This window comes from Colwellia sp. E150_009 (assembly GCF_053543955.1).
This window is the reverse complement of the sequence record NZ_JBHFOM010000006.1, coordinates 143413-161534: the sequence shown is the minus strand read 5'-3', so window position 1 is coordinate 161534 and position 18122 is coordinate 143413. Positions and strand designations below refer to the sequence as shown.

Below are 18122 nucleotides of genomic sequence, written 5' to 3'. Positions count from 1 at the left end.
ATTATTCAACTTCATGAATAATAAATGCAGCTTAGTAAACAAAAGTAATCCCTGCTCATGTAGCAAAAAAACCAAAGGTTTTATTAAAGTAGGATATGTAAATCCAGATAAATTAGAATTCAATAGCAATTTCATAACTAAAATACAGGATAACTTAGTTCAAAAGTCTGATGATTTAGATAATATTAAAGAGACATATCACACAAAATTATTTCAAGAACATCCATTTGAAGAACCTTCAATAAATATTTTAAATGAGTTACTCAACGATGAACAATTAAAATCTATATTAAGGTTAAAAGAATAATAATAACTATGTAGTTGGTGGTTTTAGCAAGTAGAAATGATCACATAGTTAGTGAGATTGGTATTAGTGAGGTTTTTCTCAGTAAAGCTTTTTATGAGTCATTTTCTAGCAAGTTAAATTCAAGCTCAAGTGTTAAGCAAGTTTCTTCGGCGAGTGTTTGGTCATGACTAATAAACTCTAATCTTGAATCTGCGACCTTATCTAACGCTGTTTTATCTACGGATAAACAACCATCACTTAAGTTACATGTGAGTACACCCTGTTCAGTAATCAGTACTGCTTTCAAGCGTTCTACTCTTAACGGTGTTAAGGTATTCATAACCGTTTTTAAGTCAAAAATTTTTGTTGGTGCGCAAATCCAACCGTATGAGTAATAACCTTCAGTACTGTTTTCTACTTTAATACAGTCAGTTTCTGGTGCTGTTATTGTATGCATATGATTTTTAGAAGGTGGGAGTGAGTGAGTATGCAGACCACTTGGTCGTTGATATTTTGATTTAGTAAGCAGTAATTGTGGGACAATTTTACCATTTTTAGCATAACTTATTGGTATGTTTTCTACGCCAACTTCATTTAAATAATCTGTGAGTTGAGGCATTAAATCTTCTTGGTATAAGTCTGACTTAGTTACTACTATATGGTCGGCTATTTCTAGTTGTTCTTGGAAGGGTTTATGAGCTCTCCAACGTTTATCTGCTAGTTTGCGAATATCAATTAGAGCTAAGGTAGCGCGTACATCTAACACATTTTTATAGTGTGCTTCAGTGAGTGTGTGTAGTACTTCTTTAGGATGTCCTAAGCCAGTTGGTTCTATTAATAATCTATGAGGTTTAGCTTTTTTTAACAAAAGGTTTAATGCTATTTGCATTGGTACACCAGAGGTGCAACACATGCATCCGCCAGGTACTTCATGGATAAAAATACTCTTGTTTTCTGAATTGGCGAGTAATGCGCCGTCAACGCCAATTTCACCAAATTCATTGATTAGAACCGCCCAACGTTCATTACTAGGTTTTTGTTTTAGCAAAGATTGGATGAGTGTAGTTTTACCCACACCTAGGGCACCAGTAATAATATTTGTGGGTACTTGTTCAATTTTTTGCATTCGGCTCTCGTTAAACTTGTTCATAATGATTTGTGATATGTTAGCCATCTAGCCCATCATCTTATTGATGAAACACTAACATACCATTGAGATAACCAGAAGTAATACGTTTTCCTTATAATGTTATAGTGTAACAATTGGTGTATTGTGTTATATTATAACAATTAGGGTGTGGTTTCTTATTTTTCCGTCGTTATTTTATCAATGTTATCTGGAGTTAAGGTTTTGAAAGTTTTACTGAATACAGCCGATCGTTTAGCTATTACTTTGTCTACGGTGTGCATGATCCATTGTTTAGTATTGCCGATTATTTTAATTATATTGCCTACTTTAACCAGTATTACGTTTTTTAGTGATGAGCGTTTTCACACTTGGTTATTGTATGTAGTGATCCCAATAAGTGCATTTGCCTTGGTGTCTGGGTATTTTCATCATCGAAATTTGTTTGTGGTGCTAGTTACATCTATTGGCATAAGTATTTTAGTACTAACCGCGTTTTTAGGTCACGCTGTTTTGGGTGACAAAGGTGAAGTAATAGCATCTGTTTTTGGGTCTATTTTAGTGGCATATGGCCATATTAAAAACTTTAAAAGCCGCAAGCTACGAAGTCAATGCCAATAGTAAAACAAGCAAATCGTATTTTAACGTTTAGATTGGAGTAATGTATGCAGTCACAAGCTGTTTTAAAAGAGCAAATTAGCCGTAACCTTATTAGAGGTTCGGTTTCTTCAGATGAGCCTAGTATTTTCACCAATATTTATGATGAATCAGTGAATGTGGCATTGTGGCAGCGTAATTTGACTAGCGAAGTTAAAGCTGATGTTACTAGGTTTATTAATACTGCATCACACCTTGAACGCTCTGCTTTTATTAGAGCGCAGCATATTGAAGAAGATATTCGAGACGAGTTGCGCACTACTATTTTAGGTGATGCTTTTATCAGTAATACCAGTCAATTGATTGATATGTTTTGTACTTTGTTTGATCTTGAGCAAGTGGGGTTTCGTATTCGACTTCTTGACTTACCTATGTGCCCTCGATTTCATATTGACCGAGTACCTTGTCGACTAGTAACTACTTTTTCTGGACAAGGTACACAGTGGCTAGATAATAACAACATAGACAGAAGTAAATTAGGTTCCGGAAACCAAGGGCTTGATGATAGTGAATCTGGTCTTTATCCAACTGATGCACTCATAGAAAACATGACCGCGGGTGATGTTGCTTTGTTAAAAGGCTCTGCATGGATAGGTAATGAAAACACTGCGGTTGTGCACCGTTCGCCCCCATATTGTTCGGGCGAAAAACGATTGTTAATGACATTAGATATACTGTAGTAAGGCTTATTGAGCCTTACTATGAGTAGTTTTTGATAGTGCTTTTCATATCACGGAATGGTTATTCAAAAATATGAATATTGTTTATGGTCATACCGTAAGCTGATGTGCCTGTTTCGGTGTCAGTAGTTTCAATATGTATGGTGCCTTCAAACCAAAAAGCCTCTGTTAATCCTGTAAGTTTAAATCCTTCGGCAATTTTACCAAATATCATTTGATTAGGAGGAGGCGGCGGCATATGTAAACAGGCGCCGAAATAAGGAACGATAAAGAATTCAGTTACATTTTGTCGTTCATCAGAGGCAAGAGGCACCATGTAGCCTGGGATCCTTATCGCTTTATTGTTAAATGCTTTAATGACGCGCACAGATGTTAATGCTTGTTGAAAGCGACGGGTAGTATCGTTTGTTGTGGGTGAATCGGATAGTGCATTAGACAGTGCCTCGATAGAATCCTGAACGCTGCCATCTTCAATGTTAGATAAATAATCAGGAGGATTAAGCAATGCGGCTAGATCATCGTTTGGCATCAATTGTACCCATTCAATTTCTTGATAGGTTGAATCTTTTGCCGCATAAGTAGGCATAGCAAAGTGTAGTAAAAAAAACGTGATGGAAATATACCAAAGGGCAAAAAAAGGATTATTTTTCATCGTTAACCTGTATAACCAATAGATATAATTGTTATAACATAACAGTTATATTCGATACCACTTAAATAGTGTATTTATGACAACTAACAACAATAATCAACCATTGCGCAGTGGTAATAAACCCATTGCGATTGAATTACACAATTTGGTGCATGCCTATGGTAAGTGCCAAAATCAGTGTTTACGTTTTAATCATTGGTCAGTTGAAATAGGGCAACAAGTTTTTCTGTATGGTGATTCAGGCTCTGGAAAATCCACACTGTTAAATTTGTTGTCTGGCATTTTGACGCCTCAACAAGGTAGTGTTAATTTATTTGGTACTGAAATGAGTGAGCTGTCAAATAGTAAACGTGACCGATTTCGCGCTGAAAATATAGGGGTGGTGTTTCAACAGTTTAATCTTATTCCCTATCTGAGCGTGGCTCAAAATATTGAATTAGCGGTGTATTTGGCTAAATCATCTAAGCAGAAAATGTCTGAATCGATTAAACAATTAATGGCGGTATTAAGACTGCCAAGCACAATATTAGATACTCAAGTGGTAAAGTTAAGTGTAGGGCAACAGCAGCGAGTCGCTATTATGCGGGCTTTTATCAATTTACCAAAATTATTATTAATAGATGAACCCACTTCTGCATTAGACAATACCGCCAAAGCAGCTTTTATGACCCTATTAATAGCTATGTGTCAGGCTAATAACACCACTATGATTTTTGTTAGTCATGATCTTGAATTAAAACGTTTTTTTTCAGTACATACCCCAATGTCTTCTTTGTGTGATGTCGTTGTGCAGCAGGAGGAGTGCTAATGCTGATTTCGATTACATGGCGCAGTTTAGTGAGTCGCCGTAAAACTGTTTTTCTGACTTTTTTATCTTTACTGGTGAGTATCAGTATGTTGCTCAGTGTTGAGCATATTCGTTTACAAGCGAAAGAAAGTTTTAATCGCACTATATCGGGGGTTGACTTAATTGTAGGTGCACCAAGCGGTGAGTTGAATTTACTTTTGTATTCAATTTTCAGAATGGGTAGCCCCACCAATAATATTGACTATGATAGTTTCACTATGCTCAAGTCTAATCCGTCAGTTGCTTGGGCTGTGCCTATTAGTTTAGGTGATTCTCATCAAGGCTTTCGAGTCATGGGCACCAACAGTGATTATTTTCAGCATTATGAATTTGCTAATAAGCAACCCATTATTTTGACAAAAGGCCATATTTTTGAAGGTCATTTTGATGCCGTTCTTGGCGCTGATGTCGCTAAATCTTTAGGGTATCAACTAGGTGATAATATTGTATTGTCCCATGGTTTAGGGCACACAAGTTTTATTCATCATAATAAATCCCCTTTTACCGTAAGTGGAATTATTGGTGCAACGGGCACCCCTATTGATAAAACGGTACATGTTAATTTAGCTGCTATTGAAGCGATTCATTTACCTCGCGAGCAATTAAAAGAACGAGTAGAAGAGCCTCATAAGCACGATTATGGGCAAGCACATGTTCATGAAGATGAACATTCAACTAAAAAGATTACTGCAGTGTTATTAGGCTTACATAATAAATTTTCCATTTTTACCTTGCAGCGACAAATAAATAATTACCAAAAAGATAGATTAATGGCCATATTGCCTGGGGTAGTAATGAATCAATTATGGGGGCTGATGGGTAACATTGAAAAAGTACTACAAATTATTGGTTTCTTGGTTTTGTTAGCCTCATTATTTGGTTTGACCACTATGCTGTTAGCTACCATGAACGAAAGACAAAAAGAAATTACGGTGTTTCGAATATTAGGAGCGTCTCCCAAACTGATAGTGTCGCTAATTATTTTAGAAGCATTAATTATTAACGGTTTGGCTTTAATTTGCTCGTTGATGTTGGTTTCATTATTACTAACAATGTTAGACCCGTGGTTAACTGCCGAATATGGTTTGTTTTTAAATCAAAGCTTATTCACTACAGACGCCTTCATGTTATCGGTAATTATTCTGGGGGCTACCATTGTGACAGCATTGATACCAGGAATTGAGGCATATAAAAAAGCATTGCATTCTCAGCTGTGTGGGGGATAGATGACAGTTTTGTAAAAATGTAGTTGCTTAAAAATAATTAAGAACTAATCTAATAAAATACAAATTTTAACAATTTAAGGCTTTATTTTTTGTATGGATGTATATACAGTTAGTACGTTTTTACCCAAACACGTTTAGTCTTTAAAAGGAATTGTCATGTCTCGTAGAGTTGCCATCTTATTTTCAGTGGCTTTATTAGTTGTTATCATTGTTGTCATTGGTGGTATAAAAGCAAAACAAATTGGTTTTATGATCGATAGTGGTGCTGCTTATGCTCAACCACCTGAAACGGTTAGTCTTAGTATAGTAGAACAACAAATCTGGCCAAATACCCTGACGGCCGTTGGTTCACTCGAAGCCTGGCAAGGATTAACTGTTACCGCTGAAGTCGATGGTCGCATTGCCAAGATCCATTTTGATTCGGGGCAAATAGTAAAAGCTGGTGATTTATTAATTGAACAAGAGTCAGGCAATGAAAAAGCGCAATTACGGGCTTCTTTGGCACGATTGGTTTTGGCTAAAAATAATTTGCAACGTTTGCATTCACTTCGCGAAAAGCAATCGGTATCACAAAGTGCCTTGGATGAAGCGGCACAAATAGTTGATACAACCCAAGGTCAAGTGGACGATCTGAACATAACCTTAGCAAAAAAACGTATTGTTGCTCCTTTTAATGGTCGGCTAGGTATACGTAAAGTCTATTTGGGACAAGATTTGCCCAAAGGTACTGAAGTAGTGACGTTACAATCAGTTGAACAATTACGGGTTAACTTTCGCGTTCCACAGCAATGGGTAAACAAAATCAAATCTGGTTATTCAGTGGTTGTTGGTACTAAACCAAATGATAGTGTCAGTGGTGAAATCATTGCCACTGCTGCTGAAATTAATAGCCAAACCCGTAATTTACATGTGCAAGCCCAAATTGATAACTCTTTGCATACCCTATTACCTGGTATGTCAGTGGAGTTGGAAGTAACCTTGCCTGATGAACAACAGGTATTGGTAATTCCTAATACGGCGGTGCTTTATGCCCCGTACGGCGACACGGTATTTGTCATTGAGAAGAGTGAAGAGAGTAAACCAGCTACCGTAAGGCAGCAGTTTGTAAAACTTGGTAGTACCCGAGGTGATTTTGTTGCGGTTGAAGAAGGTTTGCAAGCTGGACAGCAAGTAGTCAGTGCAGGCGCATTTAAATTATTTAACGGCATGTCTGTAGTGACAAGTAAGAATGCTGAACCCGCACGTAGTCTCACCCCTCAACCAACTGATTCCTGAGTATATACACTACTATGAACTTCACCGATCTATTTATTAAACGACCTGTCGTTTCTATTGTTATCAGTATTTTAATATTGCTGGCTGGATTTCAAGCCGCCTCTAACTTGACTGTTCGTCAATACCCTAAAAGCGATGTGTCAGTAATTAATATTCAAACCGCATATATTGGTGCTAGTGCGGAACTGGTTAAAGGTTTTATCACTAGCCCACTGGAACGTGCCGTTGCTTCCGCTGAAGGGATTGACTATGTAGAGTCAAGCTCCTCTTTGGGCTTTTCTGATATTAAAATTCACTTAAAATTGAACTTTGATCCAATTAGAGCCATGTCAGAAATCAATGCCAAGGTTAATTCAGTTAGAGGAGAGCTACCGCCAGAAGCCGAAGTACCCGCCTTGAGTATCATTTCTGCTGACAGTGAATTTGCCGCTGCTTACTTGAGTTTTACTTCTGACATATTATCACAAAATCAAATTACAGATTATTTACTTCGTACCATTCAACCCCGCTTAGCCGCTATAGATGGTGTGCAAAAAGCTGAAACCCTAGGTGGGCGCGTTTTTGCTATGCGTATTTGGCTCAAACCTCAAGCCATGGAAGCGATGAATGTAACACCCACTGAGTTGAGTCAGGCTTTGGCAGCCAATAATGTGCAAGCAACCTTGGGTCAAACCCGTGGTATGTTAACTCAAGTTAACTTAAGTGCCGACACCGATTTAAATTCAGTTGAGGATTTTCAGCAACTTATTATTAGACGCACGACGCAAGGTATAATACGCCTTATTGATGTGGCTGATGTAGAGTTAGGTGCTGAAGATTATAACACTGATGTGAGTTACTCAGGACAAACCGCGGTGTTTATGGGCGTGTGGGTAATGCCCACAGCAAATGCCTTAGATGTTATGAAGGCAGTACGGGACGAAATGGCAGCAATTCGCGAGAAACTACCCAGTGGGTTAGACGCACTTGTATCTTACGATTCAACAGAATACATTGAAACTGCCATTGAAGAAGTGATAAAAACGCTGACTGAGACCCTGATCATCATCATTATCGTGATTTTCTTATTCTTAGGTTTTAGTCGCTCTGTACTTATTCCAGTCTTTGCCATTCCTTTATCTTTGATTGGTGCGCTGTTTTTAATGCAAATGTTTGGCTTTACCTTAAATTTGCTGACTTTACTGGCTATTGTTCTCAGTGTGGGCCTTGTGGTAGATGATGCCATTGTTATGGTGGAAAATATTGAACGGCACATCGAAGAGGGCAAAACACCTATTCAGGCAGCACTGTTAGGTGCGCGAGAATTAGGCGGACCTATTATTGCCATGACAGTGACTTTAGTGTCGGTATATGTACCCATTGGTTTTCAAGGTGGTTTAACGGGCACTTTGTTTCGTGAATTTGCCCTAACCTTAGCGGGAGCCGTGAGTATTTCAGCCATAGTTGCCTTAACATTATCACCTATGTTGGGTTCTCGTTGGCTTAAAACCCATAAAAAGGTTCAAGCGCCATTAGGGCCAATTTTTGACAAATTTCAACATTTTTATAGCCGTACTTTAACGGGTAGTTTGCAAAATCGTCCTGCGGTGTATTTATTTTGGGTGGTTGTTGCTATTTTGGCTGTGGTAATGTACACAATGTCACCCACAGAATTGGCTCCTAATGAAGATCAAGGTGTTATTTTTGGTATTACCGAGGCACCAGCCAACAGCACAATTGATCAATCGGTGTTTTATGTTGATCAAGCCAATGATGCCTATCAAAGTATTGAAGAAACCGATTTTACCTTCTTACTCACGTTTCCTAGTGGTGGGTTTTCTGGCATGGTGGTTAAACCTTGGGACCAGCGTGAACGCAGTGTGTTTGAAATTTTGCCAGAAGTACAACAAAAGCTGGCTGGTATTAGTGGGGTGAGGATCTTCCCACTTACACCACCAGCATTACCTGGCGGCGGAAGCTTTCCATTCGAATTTGTATTAACCTCACAAGCGGAACCTGAACAAATATTTGAGATTTCGCAGATTCTTGTGAATAAAGCAATGGAAAGTGGAATGTTCGCTTTTCCGCCAATGATTGATTTAAAAATTGACCAGCCTGATGCTCGGTTAAAAATTAATCGAGATAAAGTTGCAGAGTTGGGATTGGATATGCAAACCATTACCCGTGATTTGGCGGTATTGTTGGGTGGTAATTATGTTAACCGTTTTAATATGGAGGGTTACAGTTATAAAGTTATCCCGCAAGTAAAACGTAAAGCCAGACTTAACCCTAATGATATCAAAGATCTGTATGTTACTGGCTTAGGTGGTAATATGATTCGTGTTGCCGATATCGCTGAAATTGAAGTTAATACTGTACCTCGTAGTCTTAACCGTACACAACAAATGAACTCGGTAAAAATTAGTGGTCAACCGACTACCTCGTTAGACGCTGCGTTGACCTATATGGAAACTGAAGCACGTAAGATTATGCCGCAAGGTTATGGTATTGATTATACGGGTCAGTCACGGCAGTTACGTTTGGAAGGAAACTCTTTCTTACCCGCCTTTTTAATGGCTATTACTATGATATTTTTAGTCTTGGCAGCGCAGTTTAATAGCTTTCGTGACCCTTTAGTGATCTTAGGTGGTTCGGTACCCCTAGCCTTATTTGGTGCCATGGTTTTTACTTTTTTAAAAATTCCTGCGCCTATGCCTTATTGGACAGACGGCTGGACTACTACCCTGAATATCTATTCACAAGTCGGCTTGGTAACCTTAGTAGGTCTTATTGCCCGTAACGGTATATTGGTAGTGGAGTTTGCTAATAAATTGCAAGAACAAGGAAAATCAAAATTAGAGGCGGTACAACAAGCGTCAATTATTCGCTTACGGCCAGTTATGATGACTAGCATAGCGACTATTGCGGGGCATACTCCGCTGATATTTGCCGACGGCGCAGGTGCAGGCGCTCGTAATGCTATTGGTTTAGTATTAGTTTGTGGCATGGCTATTGGTACCATACTTACACTCTACGTATTACCTTCGGTCTATATGCTTTTAGCAAAAGATCACAGTAAAGCATTGCATTTAAAAGCAGAGTATCAGCATTAAAGAGCAAATGACGTTTGCTATAATGATGTTCCATTACTTGAAGATTATAAAGTGATTATTTAATACTTAACGGCCATAGTTTAAAAATTATGGTTGTTAATACCAATTTCACTAAATTATTGCCACTTGTGCTGGTTAAAATACTCATGGGGGTGTTGCTCTCAATCCACATAAGCCTGCTATTGCTTAATCAAGCGCCTTGCCCTGAGTTTACCGGCCATTGATATCCTATTATTAATCTATATATTTAGTGATAACCATTATCATTATTGTTATTATTTGTTTTTGGTTTGTTCTATTTTAGGAAGGTTGGATGTTTACAAAAGAAAAAATGTCGGTTCTGTTAGCTGTTTCTACCATTATTATTTCAGAAAATTTATCAGCACAAACGAGTGAAAAAATTGAAACTATTGAAGTTGTTGGTCGTGCGCAACAATTTTATTTAGAAACAGAAAGCAAAATTGGTACTAAAACAGACCTTTCTTTAATTGAACTACCTCAATCAGCGCAAGTGTTGAGCGAGCAACTTATTATTGACCAAGCGGCACGAGATATTACCGACCTTTATCGTTCTATTGCCGGGGTAAGTGAATTCAGTTACTCCGGTGTTACTTTTCGTGGCTTTCGTGATGATGCGAATGTGTTTTATGATGGCGTTAGAGGAGATCCTTACTCAGGTTTTGGTGTACCACAGCTTTTTAATGTAAGTAGGGTTGAAGTACTGAAAGGTCCTGCATCAGCTTTATATGGTGGTGGTGAGCCAGGAGGTATGATTAATTATGTCACTAAAAAACCTAGCTTTAATGAAAAACGGGAATTGAAATTAACTATTGGTGATTATGCTACTTCTGGCGCTTCATTAGATATGACTGGCGGCGTGTCTGAGGATATTGCTTATCGGCTAGGAGGGTTTTATGAGCAAGAAGATAGCTTTAGAAATAATGCGGATGCTAAAAATACTGAAATAGTTGGTGGCTTAATTTTTAATTTAAGTGATGCTACCGAGCTAACTACAACGATTGATTGGATAAAACAAGATCTCGGTGGTAATCGATTACGTGGTGTTCCCGTAGATGATGAAGGTAATTTCATTGTTGATCCTTCATATAACGCTAATGAAAAATTCGATTATCAGGATATGACCGCTTTAGTATTACAGGCCAACTTAACGCATTATTTTACCGATGATTTTTATGTTAATACCACACTACGTTATTTAGATAATGAGCGTGATCAAGCCTATCATGAGTCTCGTAGTTGGGTAGATGCAGATAATGATGGTGTTGAAAATGTTGATGACCAAATAATTCGTCGTGAATACCGTAAACAATACAGAGCAAATAAAGAAAGTAGTTTAACTGCTGATTTTGTTTACTCAATTGAAAGCAGTGGTATTGAGCACCAACTGTTATTTGGTACAGATATACACAAAGTTGAAACAGAATATGATTATCTGCGGGCTAGGTATGAAGATGACGGCGTTGCTAATTTGAATATTTTCACTTTAAATTATGGTATTACAGATCCATTAACTTACACATTAACGCCTCAGAAAAGTGACGCTTTAGATACTAAACGTTATGGTTTTTATGTACAAGATGTTATGAAAATTAATAGTCAATGGGTATTTATTGCAGGATTACGTTACGACCATTTTGAAGAAAGAAACCAAGATTCTGGTTATAGTTATTCTGATTCAGGCGTTACGCCGAGAGTTGCATTAACGTATCAACCACAAAAGAACCTATCTTTTTATATTAATTATTCAGAAAGCTTTAATCCTGTTTCTTCAGGCGACCAAGCTGATGTTATCGGAGAAGGTCTTTTAGAGCCTGAAACGGGCAAGCAGTCTGAAATTGGTATGAAAAAATTTTGGCTAGATGGAAAAATAATGAGTACCTTTGCTGCATATCGTATAAATAAACAAAATGTAGTAATGTCTAATCCTGATGAAAATGCAGGTGATGTAGGAATACCTGAATTAATTAATTTAGGTGAAGTAGAAAGTAAAGGCTTTGAAACCACATTAGTTGGCGATATTAATGATAATTTAACGATTACCGCGAACTATGCGTATAACGATACTATTGTCATTAAAGGTGTTACAGGAGATTCGATAACTAATACTTTTGGTGATGGCAGTAAATTTACTAATGCACCAAAACATCAAGCAGGTTTGTGGTCTAGATACGCTATTGAATCTATAGATTCCTCTATCGCTTTTGGTTTAAATTACGTTAGTAAACAATACAGTTTAGATGGTCAAATAGTGAAACCGTTTACAGTATTTGATATGAGTTGGACAACCACATGGGACAACCTATTATTAAGCGTAAATGTAAATAATCTTTTGGATAAAGAATATGCAGTAAGCGGTTTTAGTGAGCGTAATGGTCACTTTCCGGGTAGCCCACGTAGTGTTATTGCTCAACTCACTTATACCTTTTAAAGTAAGTCGTTAACTATTTGATGTATTTAAAATTTGGCATTTTCGGATATCTGAAGCGGCAGAGCCTTTGCCTTTTGGTACATTTTCTAGTTGGGTATTTCGGTATGTTTGGTTTGTATTTGGTAAGCGTCGGTTAAACCACACCTAACATTAACGACTACTTACCATTAAGCTTTCTCCCAATTCAAAAAGGAGAAAGTAAAATGCAAGTTAATACTCAACAGAAATGGTCGGCCATTATTCGACAACAAGCTCAAAGCACCTTAACCATTAAGCAATTTTGTCTTCAACAAAAAATATCACCATCAACTTTTTACCAACGTAAAAGTGAATTAGCTTCATTAGTTAAAGATGAGCATACCTTTATCAAAGCGAGTGTTTCACAAACAGTTGAAGTCGCCACACAAGTCAAACCAATACGATTAACGATGGGTAAAGCTGAGTTATCTTTTCCTTCGCAAACATCACCCTCCTATTTAGCTTCGTTAATCAATGAGCTGCGTTTATGAAGATGTTTACCAAGGTTCCTGATGTTTTTCTGTACCGTGACTTTGTCGACTTTAGAAAATCCATCAATGGTTTAGCCGCCATCGTTGAACAACAAATGCAGTTGTCACCACTCAATGGCTGTGTGTATGTATTTTGCAACAAAGGGCGCGATAAACTTAAAGTGCTGTATTGGGATAAAACAGGCTTCGCTTTATGGTACAAGCGCCTTGAAAAAGATAAATTCAAATGGCCAACTAAGCTTAGTACTAAGTCATTGAATTTGTCTGAGCAACAATTGCATTGGTTGTTTGATGGCTTTGATGTGCTTGGTCATCAAGCGGTTAGTTATGAATCCGTTGCCTTATAACGTGAGACCATAACAGCCTTTATCGATCACTAAATAATCTTAATAAAGCCAAGTGCTTAACGCTCTTTATTGATAAAATAAAAGCATGATTGAAGAGATTGATTCACTACCGGATGATCCGGTTTTACTAAAAAAACTACTCGCTAAACAAGCGGCAAGGCTAATGTTCCTTGAAGAGCAATTTCGCCTTGCACAGCAGCAACGTTTTGGCGCGAGCAGTGAAGCACATCCAGCCCAAGGTGATTTATTTAACGAAGCTGAAGTGACGCTTGATGATGTTGAAGCACAAGAAGAAGTTAGCACCGTAACCGTTAAGAAAAAGCCTAAACGTAAACCTTTACCCAAAGACCTACCGCGTGAAGTCATTGTGCATGATATTGAAGATAAAACGTGTGCGTGTTGCGGTAATGAATTACATCAAATGGGCGATGAACGTAGCGAAAAACTTGAATTCATTCCAGCACAAGTTAAAGTGATTGAACATGTACGGTTAAAATACAGTTGTCGTACGTGTGAAAAAGAAAACACCACCACAAACGTAGTCATTGCACCCGTACCGCCTAGCCCAATCCCCAAAGGTATCGCCACAGCTACCTTGTTGAGTCAAATCATTACCAGCAAATACCAGTATGCACTACCACTGTATCGTCAAGAAAGCCTGTTTAAGCAATATGGTGTTCAATTAAGCCGACAAACCATGGCGGATTGGATGGTAAAAAGCAGCCACTTATTCAAACCACTTTATGAACGGTTGCAGGAAATACTATTACAACAATGTGTTATTCAGGCGGATGAAACGCCACTTAAGGTGATTAAAGAAGATAAAGCCAAAAGTTACATGTGGCTATATTGCACGGGCAGTGATTCACTCACTCAGGGTGTGATACCTAACATTGTACTTTATGATTACCAATCAGGTAGGGCTGGCCAGTGTGCGGTGGATTACCTTGACGGTTTTACAGGCTACCTGCAAGTCGATGGTTACGTGGGGTATGAAAAAACATCCGCAAAACTGGCGGGTTGTTGGGCACACGCGCGTCGTAAATTCATTGAAGCGCAAACTGCTCAACCTAAAGGGAAAACGGGTAAAGCTGATATGGCGCTGAGTATGATACAAAAACTGTATCGGATAGAAGCAAGTCTAAAAAATAAAACGGAACAAGAAAAATATCAAGTACGTCAGGAAAAAGCCAAGCCGCTGCTAGAGAAGTTTGAACAGTGGTTGAGTAAAGCCAATGTGGTGCCAAAAACCGCGTTAGGTCAAGCTCTCGGTTATTGCCAAAATCAATGGCATAAACTTATTCGCTATCTTGAAGACGGTCACTTGAGTATTGACAATAACCGTGCAGAAAGAGCAATAAAGCCGTTTGTTATTGGTAGAAAAAATTGGTTGTTCGCCAATACAGCCAACGGCGCAAAAGCCAGTGCGATACTGTACTCAATGATTGAAACAGCGAAAGCCAATGGCTTAACCCCGTTTGATTACATCGCACATTGTCTTGAAGCACTGAGTAAGCACAATTGTGATGTTGAGCAACTACTACCTTGGCATATTAAGCTTAAAAGTATTAATGCAGAAGAAATCAAATAAAAATAACGATTAATTGGCAGATATACAGGGGAAATCATCCGTGAACAACATTCCCTGTTTCAATCGTCCTTAAGCGGCTTCATGCTGCCAAACTTAATCCCTAAAGCGTCCATACAAGTCATCCTGACTTGTGTTGTTGCCAACAACATAAGTGTAGGATAAAAATAGCGCATTGCAAATAATGCTCAATAAAAAATTTAGGTGTGGTTTAGCCGACGTTTACTGTACTTCGGCTAAATATGATTTATGAAAGCACCCTGTTTGCAACCAACGGAGCATTGTGCTCTGCTAATATCTTATGAATAACAATTTCAAGCAATATAAGCTTTATGTATCTGAACCATCGGAGCATTGTGCTCCGCTTATAGCTTACGAACCTCAATTTGAAGCAATAAGTCTTTGTACCTTTCGATATTCGAAGTAAAGATGTGAAAGCTTGATAAACTTTTAAATATCTTTGTATTATGAACAACAAACAATCGTCAACTTGTATTGACAAGCTATCATTCGTCAATTAGTATTGACGAATGATATATATAAAATCACTTCCACCACCAAGTAACCCAGAAGATGCTCTTGCGGCTGTTGTTGCTCTACGACATATGGCAGATCAACTAGAAAGAAAAGCTGTTAACGAAGCTGTAGCCCAAGGTTGGAGCTGGTCTCAAATTGCTACAGCACTAGGGATTTCAAAACAAGCTGCTCATAAGCGACATGCTGCATACATTAAAAACTCATTGAATCGGAAAGGAAATAACGATGTTTAAACGCCTTAAGTTATATTTTAAAGATATAAAAACTCTGGGAAAATTAATCCCCGGAGCTGAAAAACAAGCCAATATCATGGGAGAAGAGAAACCCGGAGCTGAACACTTCGTTCTTTCTGCACTTTGTCTGGAAGATGGGACAGCTAAAAGAGCACTTGCAAAGTTTGGTGTCGACGCCAATATATTTAAGAATGCGATAACAGCACAATACAAAGAAGCGCTCACTAAAATAGGTCTTTGTGATGATGCTTTTGATACAAAACTAGAACCTATAAAATCAAATAGAACCATACTAAAATCAAAACCGTCTGGCCAATATTTAATAAATAGCCTTTATGAGCTGAAGAAAGTTGATAAAAGTCATCATCTCCAAAGTGCCCATGTATTAATAGCAGCAGCAACAATAGAGTATGGAGTTGTGACAAGGGCTTTTGAACATTTAGGGATTGATAGAGAGTTACTATCCAAAGCCGCTAAAGATGAACTCCTTCTACCATAGGGAAAAAGGAGTTCTTTAAGGAAAAATGAAAATCTATTCAAGGCGACATTATAGGCGGTGTTTTACTTGAACTCTCCACTCTAGCTGTTTGACACCCTTTTCATTGGATAGTGGAACGATAAAATCAAAGTGCACTACATTCTTCTGACTCGAGTGGGAAGAAAATAATCTAGCACCAACTCCTATACTATGTAATGTACTTTCGTTGGAGTTGTTATGATAGTTCCCCCCCCAAGTATTACCGCTATCAGCAAATGCAGCCCAGCTTAAATTGAACATTTGAAAGTAATTAATATGAGGGTTATATCTGATCTCATTTGTAAGAGACCAATAGTTATCACCATGACGAAAATCTTTGGGATAGCCTCTCACACCTGAATTTCCTCCCAAGGCGGTTGGTTCATATTCCCACTGGTTACTCGAAAATACTTGCTGAAATAGATGAAAACTACTCCAGTATAAATTAATTGTATTATGAATTTCAGCACTATATCGCGTGTTATGCCAATTATCATTACCATTTCGCCAATAATGTTGACTATTTATATTGAATAGAGCTAAGTAATTGCCCCACTGCCAACCCTTCGTTAAAGAAAATTGTGCATGCTCGCCCGATTCTTCAAAATTGTTATGAACAGTAATATCTCGTTGAATATGTGCCTTAATATGCCACCCAAGATTAAAGTCTTCTCTGTAATTAATTAAATTGACATTTGATAACATTTGAAAGTCACTATCAAAATACTCTAAGGTAATTCCTGCCGCATCGAAACCATAATCTTCAGGCAGAGTGTTCTCAATTGTTTTATCTATAGCATTAAATATATGATTTTGTTTTTCAAACGTGATCCCCCAACGAAGAGCCTTTCGATTCCATTTATTAATCGACCAACCTGTAGAAATAAATTGAGATATTGTTTTATGATTAAATTCAGTCCATGTTTCTCCACTTTGATTTATAACATCTACCTGCTCTTGCTCCATGTTATTAAGCCTATATTGATATGGATCATCAAGATAGTGAAAAGGCTTTTTGAATTCAAAAAATCGTATTTTTCCATCACTATTATTAGCTAAGTTGGTTGTGAACTCACTTCGCACAGGCCAACTTAAAGGAAGATTAAACTCAGCGCCATAACCATTCCTTTCAGGTCTATGTCTGTAATTAACCGATGAACTTATTCCTAGTCCAAGCAAATTATCGTCTTTAAAACCTATTGCAAACTTATTTTCACCCGCTTGCCTTCCAAAACTTACGGTAGGAAGAAGACTCCAAGTATCCCATGTATCAACTTCTAGAACCTGATTGCAACTCTTGAGACATATCTCGGAGTGTTTAATAGTCGCCTTTCTAAGGTAATTAGTTTTATTGAGGATACGTTCTGCTTCTTTAATTTGATCTTCACTTACTTTTCCCGAGTCTGAAAAAGGAAGGAGCTTCCTTATAGTGTTTTGCTGCGTATTAATATGTAACGCGTTAGCAAAGTGATGAATAATCGTACTGGAAGGTAGGCTTTCATCAAATATATCATGACTAGTAATTTGTATTTTATCAAAAGAGTATTCTATTTGATTCATATGCTGTTCGTTCGTCCCCTGTGCAAGAACAATATTACAGTTGAATAAACAAACAATTGTTACATTTTTGGATCTTTTAAGGTTCATATCTAAAAATCTGCTTATGCGTTGATGGTTTGAATTGCTGAAGTGGATCATTTTTGCATTGTTGGTAACAATAGTGCGCCAAGCCAAGTTAACGTACAGATCAATAAGGAAATAAAAACAGCTGCAGAGCCCATATCCTTTGCACGGCCAGAGAGCACATGCTGCTCTAGGCTAATTCTATCTACAACAGCTTCGATTGCTGAATTGACTAACTCAGTCAGAAGAACCAATAACAACGCAGAGACCAATACAAAAGACTCCCATATGTTAGCTCCTATAATAAAAGCAAATGGCAGCATAATAATTGTCATCATTAATTCTTGTCGAAAAGCTGATTCATATCTAAAAGCGGCCTTAAACCCCATAATTGAGCAATGCCCAGCTTTGAGAACACGATTAATTCCTTTACCGTTTGGCTTGTTAGTAGCTTGTTTCATATATCACCTGTTATATT

General features: G+C 37.8%; 17 protein-coding genes. 13 read left to right on the top strand and 4 right to left on the bottom strand.

What is annotated here, in order from left to right; translation table 11 throughout:
* On the top strand, positions 1–307 hold a 307-nt coding region (locus tag ACE1OF_RS04905), incomplete at its 5' end, for a hypothetical protein (RefSeq protein WP_448893123.1).
* A 91-nt stretch (positions 308–398) separates the two neighbouring features.
* On the opposite strand, the gene ACE1OF_RS04900 is transcribed toward ACE1OF_RS04905, so the two are convergent.
* Positions 399–1412, bottom strand: a complete 1014-nt coding sequence (locus ACE1OF_RS04900; RefSeq protein ID WP_448893122.1) for a CobW family GTP-binding protein — start codon at positions 1410–1412, stop codon at positions 399–401.
* Positions 1413–1637: 225 nt separating this feature from the next.
* Between ACE1OF_RS04900 and ACE1OF_RS04895 the strand changes: the two genes are divergently transcribed.
* Positions 1638–2033, top strand: a complete 396-nt coding sequence (locus tag ACE1OF_RS04895) for a MerC domain-containing protein (RefSeq protein ID WP_448893121.1) — start codon at positions 1638–1640, stop codon at positions 2031–2033.
* Between the two features lie 44 nt (positions 2034–2077).
* The gene (locus ACE1OF_RS04890) at positions 2078–2749 is read left to right on the top strand and encodes a DUF1826 domain-containing protein (RefSeq protein ID WP_448893120.1); all 672 of its coding nucleotides are present in this window, start codon (positions 2078–2080) and stop codon (positions 2747–2749) included.
* Between the two features lie 61 nt (positions 2750–2810).
* Here ACE1OF_RS04890 and ACE1OF_RS04885 read toward each other — a convergent pair whose 3' ends face one another.
* Entirely contained in the window at positions 2811–3401 is a 591-nt protein-coding gene (locus ACE1OF_RS04885) for a DUF3299 domain-containing protein (protein ID WP_448893119.1), read from the bottom strand.
* A gap of 76 nt (positions 3402–3477) precedes the next feature.
* Between ACE1OF_RS04885 and ACE1OF_RS04880 the strand changes: the two genes are divergently transcribed.
* From ACE1OF_RS04880 to ACE1OF_RS04835, 10 genes are all read left to right on the top strand, one after another.
* Positions 3478–4209 (top strand): ABC transporter ATP-binding protein, encoded by a 732-nt coding sequence (locus ACE1OF_RS04880; protein ID WP_448893118.1) that lies wholly within the window; start codon positions 3478–3480, stop codon positions 4207–4209.
* Entirely contained in the window at positions 4209–5474 is a 1266-nt protein-coding gene (locus tag ACE1OF_RS04875) for an ABC transporter permease (RefSeq protein ID WP_448893117.1), read from the top strand. The genes ACE1OF_RS04880 and ACE1OF_RS04875 overlap by 1 nt, the downstream gene beginning before the upstream one ends.
* Positions 5475–5630: 156 nt before the next feature.
* Positions 5631–6749: an efflux RND transporter periplasmic adaptor subunit gene (locus ACE1OF_RS04870; protein WP_448893116.1), complete on the top strand. Its 1119-nt coding sequence runs from the start codon at positions 5631–5633 to the stop codon at positions 6747–6749.
* 14 nt (positions 6750–6763) lie between these two features.
* Complete coding sequence (locus tag ACE1OF_RS04865; protein WP_448893115.1) at positions 6764–9841, top strand: efflux RND transporter permease subunit; 3078 nt, start codon at positions 6764–6766, stop codon at positions 9839–9841.
* 313 nt (positions 9842–10154) lie between these two features.
* Positions 10155–12290, top strand: coding sequence for a TonB-dependent siderophore receptor (locus ACE1OF_RS04860; protein WP_448893114.1), 2136 nt, complete (start codon positions 10155–10157; stop codon positions 12288–12290).
* A gap of 203 nt (positions 12291–12493) precedes the next feature.
* Entirely contained in the window at positions 12494–12799 is a 306-nt protein-coding gene (gene tnpA, locus ACE1OF_RS04855; protein ID WP_448893113.1) for an IS66 family insertion sequence element accessory protein TnpA, read from the top strand.
* Positions 12796–13146 carry an IS66 family insertion sequence element accessory protein TnpB gene (tnpB, locus tag ACE1OF_RS04850; RefSeq protein ID WP_448893112.1) on the top strand — a complete coding sequence of 117 codons (351 nt, stop codon included), beginning with the start codon at positions 12796–12798 and terminating at the stop codon, positions 13144–13146. The genes tnpA and tnpB overlap by 4 nt, the downstream gene beginning before the upstream one ends.
* An 85-nt stretch (positions 13147–13231) precedes the next feature.
* A complete protein-coding gene (gene tnpC / locus ACE1OF_RS04845; protein WP_448893111.1) occupies positions 13232–14737 on the top strand; it encodes an IS66 family transposase in 1506 nt (501 codons plus the stop codon).
* A gap of 527 nt (positions 14738–15264) precedes the next feature.
* Positions 15265–15504 carry a helix-turn-helix domain-containing protein gene (locus ACE1OF_RS04840; RefSeq protein ID WP_448893110.1) on the top strand — a complete coding sequence of 80 codons (240 nt, stop codon included), beginning with the start codon at positions 15265–15267 and terminating at the stop codon, positions 15502–15504.
* Entirely contained in the window at positions 15497–16003 is a 507-nt protein-coding gene (locus ACE1OF_RS04835) for a Clp protease N-terminal domain-containing protein (protein ID WP_448893109.1), read from the top strand. Before ACE1OF_RS04840 ends, ACE1OF_RS04835 begins: the two co-directional genes overlap by 8 nt.
* A 48-nt stretch (positions 16004–16051) precedes the next feature.
* On the opposite strand, the gene ACE1OF_RS04830 is transcribed toward ACE1OF_RS04835, so the two are convergent.
* Together ACE1OF_RS04830 and ACE1OF_RS04825 are read right to left on the bottom strand one after the other, a co-directional pair.
* Positions 16052–17581, bottom strand: coding sequence for a ShlB/FhaC/HecB family hemolysin secretion/activation protein (locus tag ACE1OF_RS04830; RefSeq protein ID WP_448893108.1), 1530 nt, complete (start codon positions 17579–17581; stop codon positions 16052–16054).
* Positions 17582–17715: 134 nt separating this feature from the next.
* Positions 17716–18105 (bottom strand): diacylglycerol kinase, encoded by a 390-nt coding sequence (locus ACE1OF_RS04825; protein ID WP_448893107.1) that lies wholly within the window; start codon positions 18103–18105, stop codon positions 17716–17718.
* Between the last annotated feature and the right edge of the window lie 17 nt (positions 18106–18122).